The 19,974-nt window shown below is 53.7% G+C and carries 22 protein-coding genes; 21 read left to right on the forward strand and 1 reads right to left on the reverse strand.

Annotation, left to right across the window (positions count from 1 at the left end):
• The first annotated feature begins 78 nt into the window (after positions 1 to 78).
• The 19 genes from OWK27_RS03545 to OWK27_RS03635 all read left to right on the forward strand — a co-directional run bounded on the left by OWK27_RS03545 (position 79) and on the right by OWK27_RS03635 (position 18,331).
• Complete coding sequence (locus OWK27_RS03545; RefSeq protein ID WP_267589938.1) at positions 79 to 1,467, forward strand: DUF1073 domain-containing protein; 1,389 nt, start codon at positions 79 to 81, stop codon at positions 1,465 to 1,467.
• Positions 1,415 to 2,401 carry a phage minor head protein gene (locus OWK27_RS03550; protein ID WP_267589939.1) on the forward strand — a complete coding sequence of 329 codons (987 nt, stop codon included), beginning with the start codon at positions 1,415 to 1,417 and terminating at the stop codon, positions 2,399 to 2,401. Before OWK27_RS03545 ends, OWK27_RS03550 begins: the two co-directional genes overlap by 53 nt.
• A 209-nt stretch (positions 2,402 to 2,610) precedes the next feature.
• Entirely contained in the window at positions 2,611 to 3,996 is a 1,386-nt protein-coding gene (locus OWK27_RS03555; protein WP_267589840.1) for a DUF2213 domain-containing protein, read from the forward strand.
• Positions 3,997 to 3,999: 3 nt separating this feature from the next.
• Positions 4,000 to 4,431: a hypothetical protein gene (locus OWK27_RS03560; RefSeq protein ID WP_023311436.1), complete on the forward strand. Its 432-nt coding sequence runs from the start codon at positions 4,000 to 4,002 to the stop codon at positions 4,429 to 4,431.
• Between the two features lie 11 nt (positions 4,432 to 4,442).
• Positions 4,443 to 5,528: a major capsid protein gene (locus OWK27_RS03565; protein ID WP_267589841.1), complete on the forward strand. Its 1,086-nt coding sequence runs from the start codon at positions 4,443 to 4,445 to the stop codon at positions 5,526 to 5,528.
• Between the two features lie 11 nt (positions 5,529 to 5,539).
• Positions 5,540 to 5,941 carry a hypothetical protein gene (locus OWK27_RS03570; RefSeq protein ID WP_267589842.1) on the forward strand — a complete coding sequence of 134 codons (402 nt, stop codon included), beginning with the start codon at positions 5,540 to 5,542 and terminating at the stop codon, positions 5,939 to 5,941.
• 2 nt (positions 5,942 to 5,943) lie between these two features.
• The gene (locus tag OWK27_RS03575) at positions 5,944 to 6,324 is read left to right on the forward strand and encodes a DUF7370 family protein (protein ID WP_125913376.1); all 381 of its coding nucleotides are present in this window, start codon (positions 5,944 to 5,946) and stop codon (positions 6,322 to 6,324) included.
• Positions 6,324 to 6,497: a 50S ribosomal protein L13 gene (locus tag OWK27_RS03580; RefSeq protein WP_103856694.1), complete on the forward strand. Its 174-nt coding sequence runs from the start codon at positions 6,324 to 6,326 to the stop codon at positions 6,495 to 6,497. Before OWK27_RS03575 ends, OWK27_RS03580 begins: the two co-directional genes overlap by 1 nt.
• Positions 6,497 to 6,847 (forward strand): hypothetical protein, encoded by a 351-nt coding sequence (locus OWK27_RS03585; protein ID WP_267589843.1) that lies wholly within the window; start codon positions 6,497 to 6,499, stop codon positions 6,845 to 6,847. The genes OWK27_RS03580 and OWK27_RS03585 overlap by 1 nt, the downstream gene beginning before the upstream one ends.
• 2 nt (positions 6,848 to 6,849) lie before the next feature.
• A complete protein-coding gene (locus OWK27_RS03590) occupies positions 6,850 to 7,314 on the forward strand; it encodes an HK97 gp10 family phage protein (RefSeq protein WP_267589844.1) in 465 nt (154 codons plus the stop codon).
• Entirely contained in the window at positions 7,311 to 7,694 is a 384-nt protein-coding gene (locus OWK27_RS03595) for a hypothetical protein (RefSeq protein ID WP_267589845.1), read from the forward strand. The genes OWK27_RS03590 and OWK27_RS03595 overlap by 4 nt, the downstream gene beginning before the upstream one ends.
• 63 nt (positions 7,695 to 7,757) lie before the next feature.
• Positions 7,758 to 8,501, forward strand: a complete 744-nt coding sequence (locus tag OWK27_RS03600; protein WP_267589846.1) for a phage tail tube protein — start codon at positions 7,758 to 7,760, stop codon at positions 8,499 to 8,501.
• A gap of 57 nt (positions 8,502 to 8,558) precedes the next feature.
• Positions 8,559 to 9,230, forward strand: coding sequence for a DUF6246 family protein (locus tag OWK27_RS03605; protein ID WP_267589847.1), 672 nt, complete (start codon positions 8,559 to 8,561; stop codon positions 9,228 to 9,230).
• Positions 9,231 to 9,242: 12 nt separating this feature from the next.
• The gene (locus tag OWK27_RS03610; RefSeq protein WP_267589848.1) at positions 9,243 to 12,170 is read left to right on the forward strand and encodes a tail protein (tape measure); all 2,928 of its coding nucleotides are present in this window, start codon (positions 9,243 to 9,245) and stop codon (positions 12,168 to 12,170) included.
• Positions 12,170 to 12,667: a hypothetical protein gene (locus OWK27_RS03615; RefSeq protein WP_016245414.1), complete on the forward strand. Its 498-nt coding sequence runs from the start codon at positions 12,170 to 12,172 to the stop codon at positions 12,665 to 12,667. The genes OWK27_RS03610 and OWK27_RS03615 overlap by 1 nt, the downstream gene beginning before the upstream one ends.
• Positions 12,667 to 13,137, forward strand: a complete 471-nt coding sequence (locus tag OWK27_RS03620; protein ID WP_267589849.1) for a hypothetical protein — start codon at positions 12,667 to 12,669, stop codon at positions 13,135 to 13,137. The genes OWK27_RS03615 and OWK27_RS03620 overlap by 1 nt, the downstream gene beginning before the upstream one ends.
• Before the next feature lie 9 nt (positions 13,138 to 13,146).
• Positions 13,147 to 13,539, forward strand: coding sequence for an NlpC/P60 family protein (locus OWK27_RS03625; RefSeq protein WP_267589940.1), 393 nt, complete (start codon positions 13,147 to 13,149; stop codon positions 13,537 to 13,539).
• On the forward strand, positions 13,526 to 16,003 hold the full coding sequence (locus OWK27_RS03630; RefSeq protein ID WP_267589850.1) for a host specificity factor TipJ family phage tail protein: 2,478 nt from the start codon (positions 13,526 to 13,528) through the stop codon (positions 16,001 to 16,003). The genes OWK27_RS03625 and OWK27_RS03630 overlap by 14 nt, the downstream gene beginning before the upstream one ends.
• A 57-nt stretch (positions 16,004 to 16,060) precedes the next feature.
• Positions 16,061 to 18,331 (forward strand): GDSL-type esterase/lipase family protein, encoded by a 2,271-nt coding sequence (locus tag OWK27_RS03635; protein ID WP_267589851.1) that lies wholly within the window; start codon positions 16,061 to 16,063, stop codon positions 18,329 to 18,331.
• 33 nt (positions 18,332 to 18,364) lie between these two features.
• Here OWK27_RS03635 and OWK27_RS03640 read toward each other — a convergent pair whose 3' ends face one another.
• The gene (locus tag OWK27_RS03640) at positions 18,365 to 18,754 is read right to left on the reverse strand and encodes a hypothetical protein (RefSeq protein ID WP_267589852.1); all 390 of its coding nucleotides are present in this window, start codon (positions 18,752 to 18,754) and stop codon (positions 18,365 to 18,367) included.
• Between the two features lie 446 nt (positions 18,755 to 19,200).
• Here OWK27_RS03640 and OWK27_RS03645 point away from each other — a divergent pair, with 446 nt between their 5' ends.
• Together OWK27_RS03645 and OWK27_RS03650 are read left to right on the forward strand one after the other, a co-directional pair.
• Positions 19,201 to 19,440 carry a hypothetical protein gene (locus OWK27_RS03645; RefSeq protein WP_267589853.1) on the forward strand — a complete coding sequence of 80 codons (240 nt, stop codon included), beginning with the start codon at positions 19,201 to 19,203 and terminating at the stop codon, positions 19,438 to 19,440.
• The gene (locus OWK27_RS03650; protein ID WP_267589854.1) at positions 19,440 to 19,823 is read left to right on the forward strand and encodes a LexA family transcriptional regulator; all 384 of its coding nucleotides are present in this window, start codon (positions 19,440 to 19,442) and stop codon (positions 19,821 to 19,823) included. The genes OWK27_RS03645 and OWK27_RS03650 overlap by 1 nt, the downstream gene beginning before the upstream one ends.
• Positions 19,824 to 19,974: the final 151 nt, after the last annotated feature.

Below are 19,974 nucleotides of genomic sequence, written 5' to 3' on the forward strand. Positions count from 1 at the left end.
AGCTCATCAGTGAGTGAATTAAGCACCGGGGAACAGTTCCTCGTTAATGCCCTTGCTGAAGCTATCGGGCGGCAGCGCATGCTGTACGCGGGCCAGCCGGGAAACACCAAACGCACGAAGTTGTGGGATGAGTTCGGCTATCCAAACAGTCTCGAGTTCGACCGATACTACCGGGCCTATGAGCGCAACGCTGTAGCTTTTGCTGCCGTACATAAGCTTCTTGATTCGTGCTGGGTTGATAACCCGACGATCATCGATGGCGACGACGGCAAGGAGTCAACCGAGACAACGGACTGGGAGAAATCAGCTACTAAGCTGCTGAAGAAGCACTGGCCGAAAATTAAGGATGCGGATCGCCGTAACCTGGTTGGCCGGTACTCGGCATTGCTCATCCAGTTCCGGGACGGAAGGGAATGGAGTGAGCCGGTAGACAGGTCGGTGGTGGCACGGCTGAAAGACAAGGCCATCGTTAAGCTGATCCCCGCGTGGGAATCGCAGATAAAGCCGGGCAACTTCGACACTGACACGCTTTCAGAAACGTACGGCCAGCCAGTTTCGTACAACTTCAACGAGCAGCCCGTTGGTGATGATGGCACGTACGGCCCGGTGCGCGGCGTCACCGTACACCCCGAGCGAATCATCATCCTTTGCGAAGGGTCTGAAGACGAAAACATGCTCTCAGGCGTGCCATTCCTGCGTGCTGGATACAACAAGCTACTCGACCTTGAAAAGGTGTCGGGTGGTAGTGCTGAAGGGTTCCTGAAGAATGCCAGTCGCCAACTCGGGATTGCGTTCGATAAAGAAACCAATATCGCGAACCTGACAAAGGCAGCCACAGACGCTGGCTACAAAGACCTTGGAGAAGCGCTTAACGACAAAGTTGCCAAGATGAACCGTGGCACTGATGCCGCCCTGGTAATGCAGGCTGGCACGCCGTCGGTGCTTTCCGTTGCAGCTGCAGATCCATCCCCTACATGGACAGTGGCCGCCAACGAGTTTGCATCTTCGATTCAATGCCCGTTCACCATTCTGTTTGGTCAGCAGACGGGGAGGCTTGCCTCAGATGAGGACAAGACAGACTGGGCGAAGCGCTGTAACGGTCGCCGCTGGGGATTCCAGTCGACGATTGTAGAGAGCGTGCTTGAGCGCTTCTGGACTGTTGGTGTCATTGACCCGCCTTCATCCGGTGAGGTCACGCTGGCATGGTCTGATCTGCTCGCACCGAGCGAAAAAGAGAAGATTGCCAACATGCAGGCAATGGCTGCCGTGGCGAAAGATACCCAGCAGGCATACGGCACACCGGCGGTGGATGAAAACGAAATCCGCGCAGTCGGGGAGCTGGAGCCTCGCAAGGTCGTCCAGACCCCTAACCCTGATGTGAAGCAAACCGATAAGGATCCGCTGACAGATGATGATGACAGCGCAAACCAGAATCGGGACGCCAATCGTACCGCGCAACAAAACTGACCCCACGCAGTCATCGCGGCAGGTAAGCCGGATGTTCAATGATATCGAAGACCGGTATCTGAACATCAAGCGCAGGCTTAAGACGCTGTTTGATCAGCGTCTTACCGGACAGCAGCGAGAGGCAAACGCACAGCAGTCCTGGATGATGTGCAACAACGAGGGCGCTGAGCCTTCGCTGTATCAGGTCAATGCCGGTAAGTTCATCTACGACATGACCTCTGCTGAACTTGCTGACCTGCTGCAGGTTGTGCAGTCGATTCTGGATGATGAGCTTCTTGATGGTGGCAGCCAGAACCTCTGGGCTATGGACTACATCATTGCGGAGTATGACCGTGGAACGCTAAACGCCTTCACCAACCTGTCGGTGCAGTCGCAGGTTTACGCCAGCCAGACCACGCTACAGCAACTTTTAAGCAGCCCCGGTTATCTGAACCAGATAGCGGCGGCCCGACTGACAACGTTCAGTGACTGGAAAGTCATCAGTGACACAGCTCGCGGCGACCTGACCAACATCATCACCGATGCGGTGGCGCGGGGCGTAAACCCTCGCGAGACGGCCGGCGTCATCAGCAAGCGCCTCGATGTGTCGATGTCGAAGGCCAAGACCATCGCTCAGACTGAGCAGGTCGGCGCGCTGCGACAGGCGCAGTGGAACGAAACCGACTGGGCTGCTGACAGGCTGGGGCTAAATACCGGCCTGGTGTGGCTGTCAGCACTCAAGCCGACGACGCGCACCTGGCACGCCAGCCGCCATGGCAAGGTCTACACCACCGAAGAAGTGCGGGACTTCTACGCTGAGAACGGCAACCGGTACAACTGCTATTGCAGCCAGATACCTGTGCTGCTCAACGACGACGGCAGCATATTCAACGAAGGGCTGGCGAATAAGCTGAAGAAAGAGCGTCAGCAATGGACAGTCAAGGAGGCTGCGTGATTTATCCATGTGATGCCGCCAATGCAGTGGAGATATTGAACATCCACTACTCATTCGCAGAAACCATATGCCGCCCAAGAGAAAGGCTCAAGGCAATTGCTCAGGGTCTGATAGTCCATGACAGGATGCTAGCTGATTGGGACGTAGACAGGAAAAGCGACGAGTATCGCCGAAGAGTAACACCGAAATCACACCAATGAGGACCCAGCATGAAACGCAACCGCGTTAACGTGCTGACCGTCGTCAACTCCGCTTCAAATATCACCACTGAAACCATCGACGGCAAGCCACATATCGTGGTTCGCGGCATCACGCCTGTCGTGGACGATATCGTGATGAACCGGAAGTTGTACCCGGCAGCAGAAATCGAAAAGGCCTACAACACGCTTGAGCGTAATCCGATGCCGCTGGGCCACCCGAAAGTGGACGGCAAGCATGTGTCGGCGCGCGATGTCAGGGCGGTGAACGAGTACCACGTCGGAGCCTGGCTGCAGAACGTCAGCCACAACGACGGGAAGGTGACGGGCGACATGTACGTTAACCGCCAGTACGCCGAATCCAGCGATAAGGGCAAGCGCCTGATTAACCGTCTGGATGAGATGCTGGCCAGTACCAACTCCGACCCGATCCACATCTCCACCGGCCTGCTGTATTCCGGCATCGCTGCCAACGGCGAGTCGAAGGGCAAAAAGTACAACGAGATCGCCACAAACATGATGTTTGACCATGTGGCGGTGCTGCTTGATGAGCCTGGAGCCGGAACGCCGGAGGAGGGCGTGGGCATCTTCGTTAACTCAGAAGGTGATGAGCAGAAAATCGAAGTTGCCCGCCTTGCTGATGGTATCGACTGCACCCGCGATGGCCTGCTCAACAAGACCAAATTCTTCTTCACCAACGCCTCTAACTTCTCTTTCGACGACATCTCCCGGGCTATCAGCGACAAGCTGCGCGAGGGTGACGCCGAAGATAAGTGGCTTTGGCCTGAAACGGTGTGGCCGGACAGCTTCATCTACCGCGATGACACCAAATACCTGAAGCAGAAGTACCTCATCGATGACGACGGCAAGGCCGTGTTCGTCGGCGAACCTGTAGAAGTCGTGCGCAAACCCACTGAGTACGAGATTAAAACCAACGGAGAGAACGATCCGATGAAAGAACTGATTATCAATGCGCTGCAAGCCGCTGGTAAGCCGACCGAAGGCAAGTCCGACACCGAGCTGATGGACGCATACAACCAGATGAAGGCCGAAGAAGCCACCGCCAAGAAAAAAGGCGATGAAGAAATCGATCCGGAAACCGGCAAGCCCAAGAAAAAAGAGCAGGCCACCAATAACGAAGAGATGCCAGCGTGGGCGAAAACACTCGCCGATCGCGTGGACGTCGTTTTCAACAGCCTGAACGCTAACGCCGACAAAGAGAAAGGCGAAAAGCGCGCGGCTGTGAAGCTGGCGATGAACATGAGCGATGAAGAAGTCGCAGATCTGGACGGCAAGGCGCTCGATGCCATGTACGCCAAATGCCAGACCTCTTTCGGCCTGAACGGTGCATTCCGCCAGGCAACCAACACCCAATCAGTCAGCGAAATGCCGGAGTAAAAAATGGCTAAAGACGGAAAACACGTAATCCACGCCGGTGGCGTATTCCCTAATCCGCTGCTTAACCGTGAAGGTGCCGCGGCGGCCGCCACCAAGCCAGGTACTGTTGGCTTCTTCTCCGCCGCCAAGTTCACGGCCTCGGTTGATGGCAACGAAGAGGCGATCCTCTATGTCGCTGACTTTGATTATCTGCGCTGCCAGACGGTTGACGACTCAATCCCTGTGAATGAGTTGGTGGTTGGCATCCATCCGATGCCGGGCATGTTCCTGAACGTGCGAGCCGCTGCCGGCACGTACAAAAAAGGCCAACCTTTATCCATCGCAAACGGCCAGGTGAAAGCCCACGCTTCTGGAGAGTCCATCCGCGCATATGTCGAAGAAGACACGGCGTACACCGTTGCTGCAGGCGATCTGCTGCGCGTCGTTATCAAGTAAGGAGCACCTGAATGCTTGTATTTTCTCGCTCTATCGGTGAACGCACCGGTAACCTCGAAGTCAACCAGGCACAGTTCCGCGAGCTGGAGATGGCGCGCAACATGAGTGCGCAGTCTGTCGCTGACTTCATTGCCCGTGCTCGTTTCGGTGAAAACGGACATCTGGACGCAGTGAACGCTGTCGACGATATTCGCCGCATGTACCGCGCGTATGACCAGACTGTGCTGGCTCAGTTCGAGCCGAACACGGAGTTCACTCTGTTCAACGACCTGATGCCACTCTCCCGTTCTGTCCGCCTGGAAGAGTCTGTGTATGAATATGCGCGCACCGGCGGTCGTGGCTGGGCGCACACTTCCATGTCCGGCCAAATCGGTGCGGCGCTGGATGCTCGCGCCTACAGCTTTGACGGCACCATGGTTCCGGTGCACGACAGCGGCTTCAAGTTCCACTGGCGTGATCCAATCTTCAACAAAGGGTCAGCACTGGCATCACTTGCCGATGCGCAGCGCGGCTCTGTTGATGATGTGCGCCGTAAAATCGTGGACTACATGTTCAACGGTTTCCGCGACTCGGAAGGCAACTTCGTTACCTTCGATGGCAAAACGTGGAAAGGCCTGAAGAACGATGAGCGCGTCGGCCAGGTTGATTTGGGCGCATCTGGCCTGAACATCGACTTCTCCAGCCGCACTACAACCGCAGAACAGAACCGAAACGGTGCGATCGCCCTGCGTGACACCATGAAAATCACCAATAACCAGTACGCTCCGCAGACCTGGTACGTATCCAGCGAGATCATGTCCAACTGGGAGCGCTATTTCAGCGACAATTACCAGTCCGGCACCATCCTGCAGGAAATCCTGAAGCTGTCAGGCATTGTCGCAGTGAAAGAAGACGCCGAACTCACAGGTAACCAGATTTTGGTGGTTCCTCTGACTGCCGGCGTTATAGCTCCGATCACTGGTCAGGCTGTGGGCACTGTTGCTGACCCTCGTCAGTTCTATAACAGCGACTACATCTGGCGCACCTGGGGCGCTATGGGCCTGATGGTCAAGCAGGATATCAACCTCAAACATGGCGTGCTCTTCGCGAGCAGCTAAGGAGAAATTTAATGGCACTGGTAGAAATCACAGCAGGTAACGTCTTCGCCGGTGCCAACCTCCGCAAACTGGAGGTTGGTGCGATCGTAGAAGTGGACGATGCAACAGCAGCGCGCTGGAAAGCGTCTGGCAAAGCAAAGGACACTGATAAGAAGAAGGGCGAAAAGTTGGTGTTTGAGGTGGCAACGCCATCAGCACCGGTCTCTTCTGACCAATTATCGCTGCAGGCCAAGCTCAATGAAGCACTGGAGCAGTTGAAGCAGGCTCATTCTGACGCTGAAGTGAAAGACAAAGAGCACGCCGACGTGCTGGAGCAGTTGAAGCAGGCACATGCTACTGAGCTGGAAACTGCCACTAAGCGCGTCGATGACGCAGAGGCAGCACTGGCAGAAGCCACCAAGAAGGCGAAATAACCATGGCTGACCCAATTACAGCGGCAGACGTGCAGGCGTTCCTCGGTGAATTGGGTTACTCCATTCCGGGCGCGCTGCTGGAGCCGATCCTCTGCGTGGTGAACAAGATTATTCCGTGCCTTGATGGCGCGGGGTATGACGAGTGCACCGCGAAGCTGATCCTGATGTATGCCGCCGCGCTTATGGCTACGTCGTCCGGCGCGCGCCGCATCAAATCCCAGGGAGCGCCGTCTGGCGCGTCCCGCTCGTTTGAATATGGCGACGACAGCATTACCTGGTTGCGTGACTCGCTGGCCCGGCTCGACACCAGCGGCTGCACCAGTGAGTTGCCGATCAGCGCCGGTAACAGCGTCGGTCTGTTCATGGTGGTCGGGGGATGCTGATGACATACAAATCAGTTAAGCACGGGCTGCCGCGCTCGTTCACCCGCGTCTGGGTGATGACCGACACCGGGCGGGAAACTACCGGCTACGTGAAATCGGACGGCGAGTGGTTCATCAACTGCGCGCGCATCCGGGCGACTGGCGCGAAGGTGCTGCGCTGGAAGGAGGGCTGATGTCATCGGTAGCGAACTGGAGCTATACCGCGAGAGCGACTATCTGGCGCAAACTGGAAGGCAATGACGAATACGGCGATCCGAAAGGATATGCCGAGCCTGAGCAAATCCTCTGTGATTATGAGGGCGGGCTCAGTAAGAAGTTAGCCAGCCTTGGCGCTGAAATCGTCGTGAAGAATACCGTCTGGACGGAGTTCGCGCTGGCCGCCGCCGGTGATTACCTGCTGATTGGCGTATCGACCGAAGCGGACCCGGTTGTGGCCGGTGCCGACGAGGTGCGGCAGGTTATCCGCTACGCCGATACGTTCGAGCGCCTGGCAGATGACTATGCAATTTTGACCGGGGTGTAACCATGGGCATCAAAGTGAAGGGCTTCAGCCAGGCGAAAAAGCACCTGAACGATGTCATAAATGACGTTAGGGGCCGCAAGGTAATCCGCGCACTACAGTCGGCGATGATGCTTATCGGCACCCGGGCGGCATATTACACCCCGATCGACACTTCAACTCTGATTAATAGCCAGTTCCGCGAAATCGACGCTGGCGGGGTTCTCATCACCGGGCGCATCGGTTACTCAGCCAACTATGCCGCGTACGTGCATGAAGCGTCAGGCAAACTGAAAGGTCAGCCGCGCGCGCACTTCGGTATAACCAGCAACCGATCTGAGTTCGGTCCGCAGAAACCGAAAGAGTTCGGCGGCGGCACCGGAAAGGGCAACTACTGGGATCCGCATGGTGAGCCGCAATTCCTGACCAAAGGCGCGAATGACGAGCGCGATAACGTTGATGCGGTGATGCGCAAGGAGCTTTCGCTATGACACCCATGATGCACGAGCGGGTGCGCAACATGTTCGGCGACGCCGGGCTAACTGCCGGTTTCACGGTGCAGCAGCTGATGTACGACGACCCTGGAGACTTGTCGAAGGCGATCATGGTGTTCAGGCCAAATGGCGGGTCGAATATCCGCACTGATCTCGGATCCGAATATCACGTCCTGGTCGACGTTGTCGGCGCGAAAGATAAGCGCAAAGACGCGCTAAATGCCGTGCAGCGCATCGTCGATTACGTCCAGGCCAACCCCATGACTGACGAGTGTGTCGGCTACATCCAGAACATGGGCGCAATTCCCGCGCCGGTGCTCACAGAAGAAGGGCGAATAGTCTTCCGACTCCAGTTCGCCTGCACTTACGGCGAATAGCCATTCCCAACCAAATAACCCGCTTCTGCGGGTTTTCTTTTATACATCAAAGAGGAGTTTCTCATGGCTAATTGCCAGAACTCGAACGAGCGCCTGTTCGGCGGTGCGGTCGTGCTGGAAGTCGCCGATGGCTGCCCGGACGTCAAGCCACTTGAGTCTGAGTGGATGGCGCTGGCCGCTGGTACGTCGAAAGGCTTCGACTTCAACCCGAACTCGGTTACCTCTGATGCGGATGACGGCGGCGGCTATGTCGAGACCATCATCACCAACAGCGACTTCACCCTGAGTTTTGAAGGCGAGGTTCGCAAGAAGGATAAACTGGATCAGTACGGCGTCGGCAAGTTCATCAAGTATTTCGCTGACGAGCTCAAGGCCAAGCGTCAGCCGGGTATCTGGGTGCGCATGGATTACGGCCCGGTCGAATTCGTCGGCTACATGAACATCACGGCACTGAGCTCTGACGGCGGTACCAACGATATCGTCACATTCTCCACCGAGTTCAAAGTCGGTGATGCCACAACCATCGAAGTGAACGAGCTGACTGCGGTGGCGGTGACTGGCGTTACGGTAACCCCGGCTACCAGCACGGGCGCTGCGGGTGGTACCAGCACCTTCACGGTGAATATCGCACCAACCGGCGCAACCAACAAAGACTTCACTGTGGCGACTACCGACGCGACCAAAGCAACGGCCACTGCCTCCGGCAATACCGTTACCGTGACGCGTGTAGCCACCGGCAGCGCGCAGATCATCATCAACACCGAAGACGGCAACTATGTGGCCGTGCATACGGTTACCGTTACCTAACGGACATTCCAAAGGGCGGCGTGCTGCCCTTGATAATGACCGTTTACTGGAAGGCCTATGACCGCTTTAACCGATATTGGCGAACTCTCTATCAGCGACAGCCGCGAAGGCGGGAAAGATTATCTGTTGCGACCTTCATTCGAGGCTATGACGAGGATCGGCACTCCGGAAGAGATTGTGCAGGCGTACGCCACCATCCACGGTAATGATGTCGCTCAGCTCATAGAGGTGTGCGCAGGCACGCTGGGGCGCTTCCCGGCGTGGTTATCCCCATCATTCAACCGTGCTGCTGAGAAGCTGTTATCAACGTGCATGCTGGTACTTCAGGCGTGCTGCGATGACGACCTGACGCCAATGATAGGCGAGTGGAAGGGGTGGCGGCACTGCGTCGTCTACCGACCGGGCAGATTGCCAAAGAACGACATCATCGTGCTGGCGCAGCACCTCATGCAGCACGGAGTTGTAGGGAAAGCCAAGGTAAGGCAGCTACAACGACATGAAACAGGCGAGAAGACAACCGAGTTTAGGGCGCTGGATTACGTCGTGGCCGCGCAGACTCATTTTCGGATGAGCGAGGCCGAGGCGGTCAGGCTGACAATGACAAAATTTCAGATGCTGCTGGCGGCGAAATATCCGGACCAGAAAGGCTTCACTCGCGATGAATACGATAGCATCGCCGACGAATACCTGGCTAAACAGGCCGCGCGCAGGGCAAAAGCAAAGCAATAACCGGAGAATGACATGGCAGGTGAGAAGAGCGCCGGTAGCATCGTTTATGAAATCAGCGCCGACGTTGAGCCGCTGTTACAAGGTGGCAAACAGGCCATTGATGCACTGGATAAACTGGATGCTGCGGCCAAGCAATCTGGAAAGGGCATGGATAACCTCGACGAGAGTACCTCACAAACCGGGGCCGCGTTTACAGAGCTGGCTGGATATGCCAACTCCATGGACAACCAGCTGCGCAAGCTGAACACCAACGTGAGTGGCATTGCCCGTGCAATGGAAGAGGCCAGGAGCGGCACCGGTGGTGCGAGCAGTGAATTTAGCCGTGCAGAATCAATCATCGAGGCGCTGGGTAACCAGTTGGCTGTGCTGGATGAAGCGCAGGAGAACGGAGCGCGCAGCGCGGCTGTTCTTGCTGCACAGCTCCGCGCCGGGTCGAAAGCGACAGACGAAGAAAAACAGAAGATCGGCGAATTGACCGGTCGACTGTATGACATGAAGACTGGCGCTGAGGGTGGCGCAAAAGGCACTGGCAGCTGGAAGAGCAGCATGCAGCAGGCCGGTTACCAGGTGCAGGACTTTATCGTACAAGTCCAGGGTGGGCAGTCTGCATTGGTAGCATTCTCCCAGCAGGGCTCACAACTCGCTGGCGCGTTTGGTCCGGGCGGCGCGGTTGTTGGCGCAGTGATCGCGTTGAGTTCTGTCATCGCTGGCGTGCTGATTACATCGCTTAATGGTGGAAAGAACGCCATGGACGCGCTGAAAGATGCTGCCGAAGCGATGGATAAGGTGATCACCATTTCCCAAAATGGCGTGGCCGCACTGTCTGATAAGTACGCACTTCTCGCGAAAACGAATACCGAAGTAGCAACGCTGATGCGTAACCAGGCGTTGCTGGAATACAACGAGGCTATCAACAAGATACCGAAGGCGATTAGCGATGCTTCGAGCTCGTTACTTTCCTTCGGTGACAAGGCGCTTTCTGCATTTTCCGGTGGCTATGCTTCAGTCGATGGTTTTAACGATCGTCTGGCTACTCTGGAAATCACCACGGATAACTATTCCGATGCGATGAAGCAGGCTTATGGGGCAGGTCAGGCGTTCCAGGCTACAGCGAACAGCATCGGCAATACGGTTGGCGCTGTGGCGGATAAGTTCGGCATTACCGAGCAGAAAGCTTTCGAACTGAGCAAGCAGCTTTCAGATATTGCCAAAAACCCATCGCCAGAGGCTTTACAGCGTTTGGCTACAGAGTTGCAGAACACGCAGAGCTCTACTGAAAAGGGGCAAACTGCGCTCACAGCGTTCGTTGGTAAGCTGGTAGAACTTTCGCGTGAGGCGGTAATCGCCAAAGGCAACGTCGCGGCGCTCAAGCAAGAGACAGACAATCTAACCAGCGGACAGAAGAACCTGATTAAGCAGTCAGAACGTAATCTGGCACTTTCTAAGCTCCAGGGGGAGGCCCGCGCGCGGTTGCAGGCTCAATACGCTGCCGAAGATGCCGGATTTGCGAAGGATGATCCGCATGCCAAGCAGATGGAGGATGACGCTGCCGCCACTTACAAAAATACAGAGGCGCAGAAGGCCCTAAAATCCGAACAGAAGAAAGGAGCCTCCCAGGCTGATTCTATTGCTCAGAAACTTGCTAACCTCAAACAGCAGTCAGAGCTCGCTGCCGACTCAACCAATAATCTGAGTCGCGAGCAGGCGATTCTGAATGCGCAGCAGTCTCTCGGAAAAGGAGCCACTAAAGAACAGATCGCGCTGGCTGGGCAGTATGCGGCGGCAAAATGGGATACGGCCAACGCACTCAAAGCACAAGCCGCAGCCGAGAAACTCCTGCCAGAAGCGCGTGAAAACGCAAGCTATAAACAGGATGTTCAGGATCTGAATACCGCTCTGGCTGCTAAGAAAATCAGTCAGGAGCAGTTCAATCAGACATCTGAGAGACTCGAGGCCACACACCAGGCAAATCTCGCAAAAATCCGCGCGCAGCAGGCGGTGACACCACAGCAAGATGCTGTAGGTGGCGTGGACCCGGTTCAGCAACTGGCGAATGAAAACGCCCGAAAACTCGCGCTTATTCAGGCATACGAGCAACAGGGGCTTATCACTCACCAGAACGCACTGGCTCTGCGCGCAGCAGCCGACACTGAATACGAGAAGCAACGCCTTGCGGCACAGTGGACTCTATTCTCTCAGCAAAGCGCAGCCAACCAGATGCTTGCGGCATCGCTTGATGCTCTTGGCAATAATGCATCCAGCGCTTTCGCTGGAATTATCACTGGCACGCAAAGTGGTGAGGAAGCTGTTCGTTCACTCGCCAACTCTGTTGTTAACCAACTGATTAACTCCTTTGTGCAAATGGGCGTCGATTGGGCTAAGTCGGCAATCATGGGTTCCACAGCCCAGCAGGCTGCAATTGCAGCGACAACGTCAGCTCAGGTTGCAGGTATTGGTGTGCAATCCGCTGCCAGCACCACGGCAGCCGCTGCGTCGACTGCTGCATGGACGCCAGCAGCCATCATGTCCTCCGTGGCTTCATTCGGTGGTGCTGTTGCTATTGGTCTTGGCGCGATGGCCGGCATCCTGGCACTGTCAGGCAAACGCAAGAACGGCGGGCCTGTCTCGGCTGGTGGGATGTATCAGGTCGGCGAAGGCGGCATGCCGGAGATCTATCAGGCCAGTACCGGTAAGCAGTACATGATACCGGGCGACAATGGCAGGGTGATCAGCAACAAGGAGATGACTGCTGGCGGCGGAGGGGTAGTTATCAACATCCAGAACTACACGTCATCGTCCGTTGATGCACAGGCTGGTACTGATGCAAATGGTGGGCTTACCGTTGATGTCATTGTTGCAGACCTGAACAACGGCGGGCCAATCAGCAGCGGTATAACCAGTAACTTCAATGTTAAACGCACGCCAAGGGGGCAGGGCTGATGCCAATTATCGACTATCCCGACTGGCTGCCACTGGCGCAGAAGGCCAGCAAAAACATGACGCTCGACACCGGGTTCCAGACCGATCAGCCAGCGGTCGGCCCGGCCATCTTTGAAAACCAGACCGACGACCTGAAGGTGACATGGTCGCTGACGTGGATCTTCACGCTGGCGCAAGAGCGCGCTTTCCAGCAATGGTTGCGCAGCCCGAACTACCTCAACCGGGGTCTGAACTGGTTCCGGATGAATATCAACCTGGGCGGCAGTGGCCTGCAGCTGCAGGAGCTTCACTTCACGCAGATGCCGGTGCAAACCAGTATCGACGGCGGTGTGGTGACCTGGACGGGGACAGTTATTGCGAACCACCTCTACAACGCCGACGACGAATTCGACGACATCATTGTTGAACTGCCGCCGCCGTGGGATTCGTGGCTGGATATCGTTGTCACTGGCTATCCGGACGGACGCGATCCGGAATCACTACCGAGGGTGCCGTAATGCCGAGCTTCAGGGAGTATAAGCAGCAGCGGCCGACGCGCGGTCTGTACGACACCATCACGTTCTACCATCCATCCTTTGGTTACGTCCGCATGGTCGACAAGCAGTTCTTTCCGAAGACGCTCGGGGGCCAGGCGTACACCCCGGCGCGCTTTGAAATCGAAGAGAGCCAGCAGAGCGGCACGCCGGTGATCGACGCGACGGTGAAATTAGGGCGGCTGTCGTCTGATATCAAGGCGCTGATGAAGCAGTGGAAGGGGGCGGCCCGGCTAACAGCTATCACGGCCACCCGGCAGATCTTCGACAGCGGAGACGTGTCTGTGCCGATTAAGTCCTGGCAGCTTTACGTCAAGACGGTGGATATCGACGCTGATGCCGCATCGGTCACTCTGTCTGTCACAAATCCGCTCAATAATAATATTGGAAGATTATACGATCCCCGCGAATACACTGGACTCCAGTACCTATAAGGCATGCTCATGACTAAAGATGAATTTATTCGGCTGGTCATTGGTGTGCCGTGGGCTAACCGGGCCTGCTCGTTTGAGAAAGTCGACTGCTGGGGATTGTGCGTGTTGTTTTACAGGCATGTGCTCGGCATTGAGCTGCACCAGACACCGGACTACGAAGCCGGTGAGGACTTCTTCACCTGCTATCAGGGCGACGTCGTCTTTTGGCGCCAGGTCGATAAACCGGTCGAGGGCGGGATATTTGTTGGATACCGCGGCGCGCAACCAGCGCACGTTGGGCTGGTGGTTAACAGGCAGGCGCTGCACTCGCGCGGCGAGAACGGAAGCGTACGCATGGACTCGTTGCTGGTCATTCAGCGAGCATTCACTAAAGTGGAGTATTTTTCTTATGGCGCTGGTTGAGATATCGAATTTTCCAGGAACGCCTAAGCTGCGTTGCAGGGTGCCAAACGGCACCCTTTTTTATGACTGGCTTGCAGCCAATGACGCTACCTTTCACCGCGATCTGCTGATCGTCCGCAACGGCGTAAAGTTGGGCGAAGATGATGAGCTGGCGTTTGAGCTATGCGAACTGGACACCGTCCAAATATTCGACCAGCCGAAGGGTATCATTGGCGACATTCTCAGCCCGATTTTCAAAGTTGTCGGCGCGGTATTCTCTTTCCTTGCACCAAAGCCGGCGATCGCCAATACCGGCGGCAACACGATTGACTCGCCAAACAATAGCCTAACCGGCCAGACGAATACGGCACGCGTCTACAAAGCAAAACCGGACATCTACGGAAAAATCCGTTCGTTCCCGGACCTGATTCAGGAGTCGCTGTTCGAATACGTGCGCCAGAGCGACACGGATGGCGGCCTGAAGTACGTTACTGAGTGGATGTGCATCGGGATCGGCAAATACGATTACGAGTCTGTGCGTTATTCAGAGTCCAGCCTCGGAAGCATGGCCGGTGCAGAGTTCCAGTTTTACCAGCCGGGTGAAGTGATCCCTACCATCAACGAAGGCTACGGGTTCGACGATGTTGACGGTCAGGAAGTGCCCGGCCAGAACGAATCGGACAATTTCCCGATCGAGACAGCCACCTCAACTACGGTTGTTAGCGGAACTTACTCCGGCGGGCAGATTGCAGTAAAAATCGTCAAGCAGGATGATTTTGATTACTTCATGGGCCTGGTCCTGCCGCACGCCGTCACCTTCACGATTAACGTCACCTACAGCACGCCAACCGGAAACGTTACGCAGGATGTCGATTTCTCCGGCACGCTGATATCGGCTGTCGAAACAAACGACGGCGCGGTGGTTAACCCGGTCCGGTGGTACACCTTCACCATGACGGATCTGATTGGCCCGCCTGACGTTCCGGCGACAGCGACAATCAACACGACGAAGTTCATCCTAAACGATAACGAAGCGCTCGTGGTTGGCCCGTTCTTCTCACCGGTCGAATCTGCCCAGTTATGGCTGCACACTCAGGTGCAGCTGGGCGGTAAAAAGTCGGCAGACTGGAAGGTCACGATCTGGAAGATTGATGACGACTACAACCAGGTTCCGGGTACTCAGCAGACGTTCACCTATCATCAGGGAACGCCGCACAAATCATCTAGCGAGGTGTTTTACCGCACCGACAAGCTGACGCCAACCGGCGGTTTTGGCAAGTATGCTATTAACTTCCAGCGCACTGATAACTCGAGTGACGCCTCGATCCTGAAGGTTGAGGAGATCCACTCGGTTAACGTCAGAACCAACGTCGTCCATCCAACCGATACGCTGGTGCGCGTGAAGGTGAGGGCGACAGAGAACGCCCTGGGCAGCCGTGACCGCAAATACAACGCCCTGGTTACCCGTCATACCATCAGCTACAACCTGACTACGCAGGACGTTGATTACACGCTGAGGCCGTCGCGTTCGTTCGCTGATGCAGTGGCGCATACCTGGCTCGTTATGGGTGAGCAGCCGGTGAGCAGCATTGACCTTTACGGCCTGTACTCGATCGCTGAAAGCCTGCCTGATGAGCGCCTGGGTTACTTCGACTACACGTTTGACGACGAGAACGATTCTCTCGGCGACCGCGTGCAGGCGATCTGCAATGCAGCCTCTGTGATTGCGTACTGGGACGACGGTGTGCTGACGTTTACCCGTGATCAGAAGGTTGATTACCCGGCGGCTGTATTCAACCGGGCAAACATGAAGACGGACGAGTACAAAATGACGTACGAGGCAACTCTGCCCGGAGGTTACGACGGCGTGCAAGTGTCATACGTTCATCCGACAACCAACAACAAGACGTACATCAACTACCGCGTCCTGAACGGCGCTATCGTCGAGCAGGAAGCGGAGAACCCCAACAAGATCGAGATAGTCGGCTTCCGTAACGAGTATCAAGCGCGGGAGCGCGCGTTGCGCGAAACAAAGCGCCTGGTTTACTCCCGGGTGAAGATGAACGCAAAAGTTTTTGAGGACGGGATCATGCAGGTGGGCAGTGTCGTGCAGATAGCGGATATCTACGACAGCAACCAGCAACAGGGTTACATCACCGGCCGCGCCGGTAATAGCTTTGATACCAGCGAGCCGATCGCGTTTACCGGCTCGATGTATGTGCTGGTTACAGACAGCCTGGGCAACCCGACTCAGCGCTATCCGGCCACCGCCCGTAGCGACACGAAGTACGGATTCATCGCGGCAATACCCAACATTCAGCTCAACATATGGAACGGAGACACTGTGCAGCTCCCGTCGCGCTACCTCATTGCGACGGTGGAAGAACTGGACAGTCAGCTATGGACGGTCAACAGCATCAAACCGAATACAGATAACACGGTATCTCTGACCGTCGCAGAATATAGCGACGCCATCTACCAATAAGAACCGTCCCCGACCAACCAGACCCGGCCATAGTGCCGGGTTTTTTATGGAATCAATATGGCTACTACACCTACTCAGAATCCAGTCCCAAGCGAATCCCCGCGCGATTTGAAATTTAACACCGGTAAAATTGATGAATACGTCACATCTATGGGCTGGACGTATACCGATCGCTTTGGTCAAAAGCACTACACGATTGAAGGTAATAACTATCTTGCCCAACAGGCAATGGCCGCCTTTGGCTATGTGATCCTAACCGGAAAGACATTTACCACTGGCGCAACTATTAACCAGCCTAATGAAGTGCTTCTGAATACTGCTGATGGTGAATATTACAAATGGACTGGTTCATTTGCATCTGGGCCAAAGGTGGTTCCAGCTAACTCAACCCCAGCGAGCACTGGCGGCATAGGCCCGGGTGCATGGATTGGTGTTGGCGATGCTTCTCTCCGCGCAGCGCTGGCAGCACCAACAGGCGCAACCCTTGTAGGATCTCAAGATTCTGACGGAGACCCTCGCACTGTTCAGGAGTTCCTTATTGCCAACGATAGCGCTGAGTATCGCTCTAAAAACATAGCTAAGCTCGCATCAGTGAACTACAAAATTCGCATGAGGCAACCGATTTCCGTCCTCTTTCAAGGGGACTCAATGACTGCTGGCTATGATATCGTGACAACAGACACTGTCCCTCCGGAGAACGGAGACACAGCGCGCCACGCCACCACAACATACCCTAAGAGGTTTGTTGATTTTATGCTTGAGCAGTGCGGAGTTACCGTCACGCCAGTTTATCGTGCGATGTCAGGGTGGACCGCATACCGAGCTTATACTAATGCTGCTTGGCAGGTAAATCCTAACACTGACCTTGTGTTTTTAATGTATGGAATCAACGATGCTGGAGGCGGAGATGGTCAGACCCATGAGACATTTATGCAGTATATGGAACTGTTGATCAGACGGTTTATAAAGTGGGGAATTGGAGTTGTAGTTTTGACTAATGCCTGCGGAGCTCAAGGATCAAATAACCCTGTTTTTCAAATCTGGACTGAGCAGGTAAAGAATATGGCTAAAATATATGGATGCCAATTCTTTGATGCTCATGAGGTTCAATACAACCGATTGTATGGTGCAGTTCAGTCAGATAATACGCACTTTAATTCCATGGGGTACGCGAAACTTGGAGAATCTTTGGTTTCAATGTGTGCTTCCGGCGGTCTTCTTGAAACTTATCAGGGTGTTTCTCAGGAAATACAAATGTGGCCAGGGCAGATAAATAACCATATAGGTTTCTGTAACCCTCAAAATAACATGGTTTATTCTTATAGCTCGGCCGCTTACACCATTCCTGGCATTACAGCATCCTTCCCAGCTAATCAGCCAGCTGTCGGATCTTTCCATTTCTATCAAGATTGCGAAGCGCTGGAATTTGATATTATTGGTGCGTGGCAAGATGGTGCGCTAAGTTGCGTAGCTGGGAATTGGTTCACTAACTCAGGAAACTTTCCTTTCTATGGCCTATCTGGTCAGATTAGCAATGAAAGGTCCATGGGTTTTAAATCAAGTTATTCCTTAGGAACCCTGACAGCAAAGGATGGTGCGGTGACCCGTGGCACTCCGAAATTTGTCGGTACATTGTATGGGAGAGGCTGGAAGACCATCACATTCTTTAACGCACTTGATGGGTCAACGACAACTGAATCATATATTCAGATGTTAACACTTCGTCCAGTTCCATTGCGAAGGGCAAACCCTAACAGAAGGGGGTATCAGCTTGGAAGTATGGGCGTTACCAGACAGTTGATACCTGATGCAGTAGGTAGTAACAGCAGTGTTCCTGCTGCATCTACATTTCCAAATGTCGTTCTTCCAATGCCTGAGGCATTAAAAGGGAGAGTAAGAAACAACAAAGTTGATTTCTTTGACTGCGGAACAGCGCGAGTAACTATTAAGGCTCTAGGAGGAACATTTGGTACTCATGTAATTGAATTCCTTATCTATAGATCAACTGTAAACGTTGATACATTCCAATCTACAATTCTTATTCAGACGGGCACTGCTGCGGATTATCCTGTGTTTTCTTTCACAAGAACTGCCAAACAACAAGCTAATAATTTCACGGCCAACCAGTTTGGTCCCGGGATGCCAACAAGGGATATGGCTTTCACTGCCAATGATGTTGCTTTTGGTTCTGGAAGAACAGACATGGGTGATTGGCTAACGATATCTGCAGATTGGAGTGCAGTTAGTGGTGGCTCAAAAACTGCATATTGGGACATTGAAGTGATCGCCCAGGACTTTAACGGTGCCCCAATGAGTTCTGCTTTTTGATTGAATGCTTGGAGGGTTACCACCCTCCAGGCACTAGTTATCCTCTGCAGATAATATTATTTCTTTGGCAATATCATACATAGTTGATTCGTGAAGTATCATATTTACTTTGTTGTTGATGCTCACATTGATACTTCCTGCATTATATTCAAAACATATTGGAACCATAAATGTTGCATAGTTATCAAAATCGTCCTCAACAATAAAACAAAAATTAGCTTTAACTTTATTGGAGTAGTAAACAACATCTTCAACTCTGCAGCGATCAACAACCCCTGCTATCCATGGGTCTGGATTATCAAATATAATAGTGTCTGAAACATTGCATGACTTACACCAATTAAATGGGAAGTTTAGGATCGCAATTTCTAAACATTTCTTCTGTTTCTTTGTTAATATTTTATTTTTCAAGTTGTCGAGCATTTTTTAACTCCAAAATGTAATAATTGTTATCAAACTCTACCAATGATAAACTTCTTGAAAAGTATAGGAGGTTTGATGTTCACTATAGTTACATACCTTATCAGATTCGCCGCTGCAGTTTCTGCACTGTACCTATTTAGAGCACTATCAGGTTTTACATCGGTTGATACAACTTCAGTAATGGTTAGCTTGCTGATGATTGTTGTTTTCATTCAATCAGAGAAAAAGGTTAAGAACAATGATAAGTCATAATAAACAATGAGATATGTTTTTTATGACACGCAATATTTATCTCATTTTACTTCACAAGCGACACCTGAAAGTTATGTTTACGAACTAAATTTTATCTCCACCCAGACACTTACCATCAGGATGTCACTCGACCCTTGATCCAGACCTATCATGATACTACTGTATATTAAAACAGTAATTATTGGGATTGGATCATGCCACGCACAGCAGACATACACGCCGCCTTCGTTGCGGTCATACAGCTCAACCCTAAGGGCTATCGCTATTTGAACACAGACAGCTTCATCGAGAAGTTGCGGGATTTCAACTGGCACTTCACCCGATCTGATGCTAACTCCTGGATTGAGCGCTACCAGCCTGACTTCGCCGACAAAACAACTGACAACAGCGATAATAGGTACTGGATCCTGCGTAACATGGGGAGGGTTCACTGATGGGATTTCCTTCACCGGCCGCTGACTTTGAAGAGCAGAGGATATCTCTAGATCAGCGCCTGATTCAAAAGCCCGCTGCCACTTACTTCATGCTGGCCGCTGAAACCATCTATCGCTGCGGCATCATGAAAGACGCTCTCCTTGTAGTGGATGCGTCGCTCAGTCCATGCGACGGCTCACTGCTGATTTGTGAATCAGATGGCGCCTTTAAAGTAAAACGGTACCGAACGCTGCCGCGCCCGCATCTGGAAAATGTATCGACTGGAAAAATGGAAAGACTACCAGGAAGTGATGAAGGGGAGGCTAGCCCGATATTCGGGGTGATTACGTACATCATCAACGATGCGCGGACAGGTGAGTTTGATGATTGCCCTGTGATGTGATGGGAAAAGGCATAGCTATGCCTTGCGGCATGGCTATGCACTCTGTGTCACAGATGTGTCATGCATGGATGAGCCATAACGAAACGCAGGAGCATATAACGACACGTAATGACACAGTTCCGGTGCGAGCGCGGAAAAATCAATTATATTA

Source organism: Enterobacter cloacae complex sp. 2022EL-00788 (assembly GCF_026627565.1).
In the GTDB taxonomy this organism is placed as follows: Bacteria; Pseudomonadota; Gammaproteobacteria; order Enterobacterales; family Enterobacteriaceae; genus Enterobacter; species Enterobacter pasteurii.

What these genes read in the sequence shown, in the direction of transcription:
- OWK27_RS03545 (WP_267589938.1), top strand. Translation starts at nt 79, where the DNA reads ATGCTGTACGCGGGCCAGCCGGGAAACACCAAACGCACGAAGTTGTGG.
- OWK27_RS03550 (WP_267589939.1), top strand. Translation starts at nt 1,415, where the DNA reads ATGACAGCGCAAACCAGAATCGGGACGCCAATCGTACCGCGCAACAAA.
- OWK27_RS03555 (WP_267589840.1), top strand. Translation starts at nt 2,611, where the DNA reads ATGAAACGCAACCGCGTTAACGTGCTGACCGTCGTCAACTCCGCTTCA.
- OWK27_RS03560 (WP_023311436.1), top strand. Translation starts at nt 4,000, where the DNA reads ATGGCTAAAGACGGAAAACACGTAATCCACGCCGGTGGCGTATTCCCT.
- OWK27_RS03565 (WP_267589841.1), top strand. Translation starts at nt 4,443, where the DNA reads ATGCTTGTATTTTCTCGCTCTATCGGTGAACGCACCGGTAACCTCGAA.
- OWK27_RS03570 (WP_267589842.1), top strand. Translation starts at nt 5,540, where the DNA reads ATGGCACTGGTAGAAATCACAGCAGGTAACGTCTTCGCCGGTGCCAAC.
- OWK27_RS03575 (WP_125913376.1), top strand. Translation starts at nt 5,944, where the DNA reads ATGGCTGACCCAATTACAGCGGCAGACGTGCAGGCGTTCCTCGGTGAA.
- OWK27_RS03580 (WP_103856694.1), top strand. Translation starts at nt 6,324, where the DNA reads ATGACATACAAATCAGTTAAGCACGGGCTGCCGCGCTCGTTCACCCGC.
- OWK27_RS03585 (WP_267589843.1), top strand. Translation starts at nt 6,497, where the DNA reads ATGTCATCGGTAGCGAACTGGAGCTATACCGCGAGAGCGACTATCTGG.
- OWK27_RS03590 (WP_267589844.1), top strand. Translation starts at nt 6,850, where the DNA reads ATGGGCATCAAAGTGAAGGGCTTCAGCCAGGCGAAAAAGCACCTGAAC.
- OWK27_RS03595 (WP_267589845.1), top strand. Translation starts at nt 7,311, where the DNA reads ATGACACCCATGATGCACGAGCGGGTGCGCAACATGTTCGGCGACGCC.
- OWK27_RS03600 (WP_267589846.1), top strand. Translation starts at nt 7,758, where the DNA reads ATGGCTAATTGCCAGAACTCGAACGAGCGCCTGTTCGGCGGTGCGGTC.
- OWK27_RS03605 (WP_267589847.1), top strand. Translation starts at nt 8,559, where the DNA reads ATGACCGCTTTAACCGATATTGGCGAACTCTCTATCAGCGACAGCCGC.
- OWK27_RS03610 (WP_267589848.1), top strand. Translation starts at nt 9,243, where the DNA reads ATGGCAGGTGAGAAGAGCGCCGGTAGCATCGTTTATGAAATCAGCGCC.
- OWK27_RS03615 (WP_016245414.1), top strand. Translation starts at nt 12,170, where the DNA reads ATGCCAATTATCGACTATCCCGACTGGCTGCCACTGGCGCAGAAGGCC.
- OWK27_RS03620 (WP_267589849.1), top strand. Translation starts at nt 12,667, where the DNA reads ATGCCGAGCTTCAGGGAGTATAAGCAGCAGCGGCCGACGCGCGGTCTG.
- OWK27_RS03625 (WP_267589940.1), top strand. Translation starts at nt 13,147, where the DNA reads ATGACTAAAGATGAATTTATTCGGCTGGTCATTGGTGTGCCGTGGGCT.
- OWK27_RS03630 (WP_267589850.1), top strand. Translation starts at nt 13,526, where the DNA reads ATGGCGCTGGTTGAGATATCGAATTTTCCAGGAACGCCTAAGCTGCGT.
- OWK27_RS03635 (WP_267589851.1), top strand. Translation starts at nt 16,061, where the DNA reads ATGGCTACTACACCTACTCAGAATCCAGTCCCAAGCGAATCCCCGCGC.
- OWK27_RS03640 (WP_267589852.1), bottom strand. Translation starts at nt 18,754, where the DNA reads ATGCTCGACAACTTGAAAAATAAAATATTAACAAAGAAACAGAAGAAA.
- OWK27_RS03645 (WP_267589853.1), top strand. Translation starts at nt 19,201, where the DNA reads ATGCCACGCACAGCAGACATACACGCCGCCTTCGTTGCGGTCATACAG.
- OWK27_RS03650 (WP_267589854.1), top strand. Translation starts at nt 19,440, where the DNA reads ATGGGATTTCCTTCACCGGCCGCTGACTTTGAAGAGCAGAGGATATCT.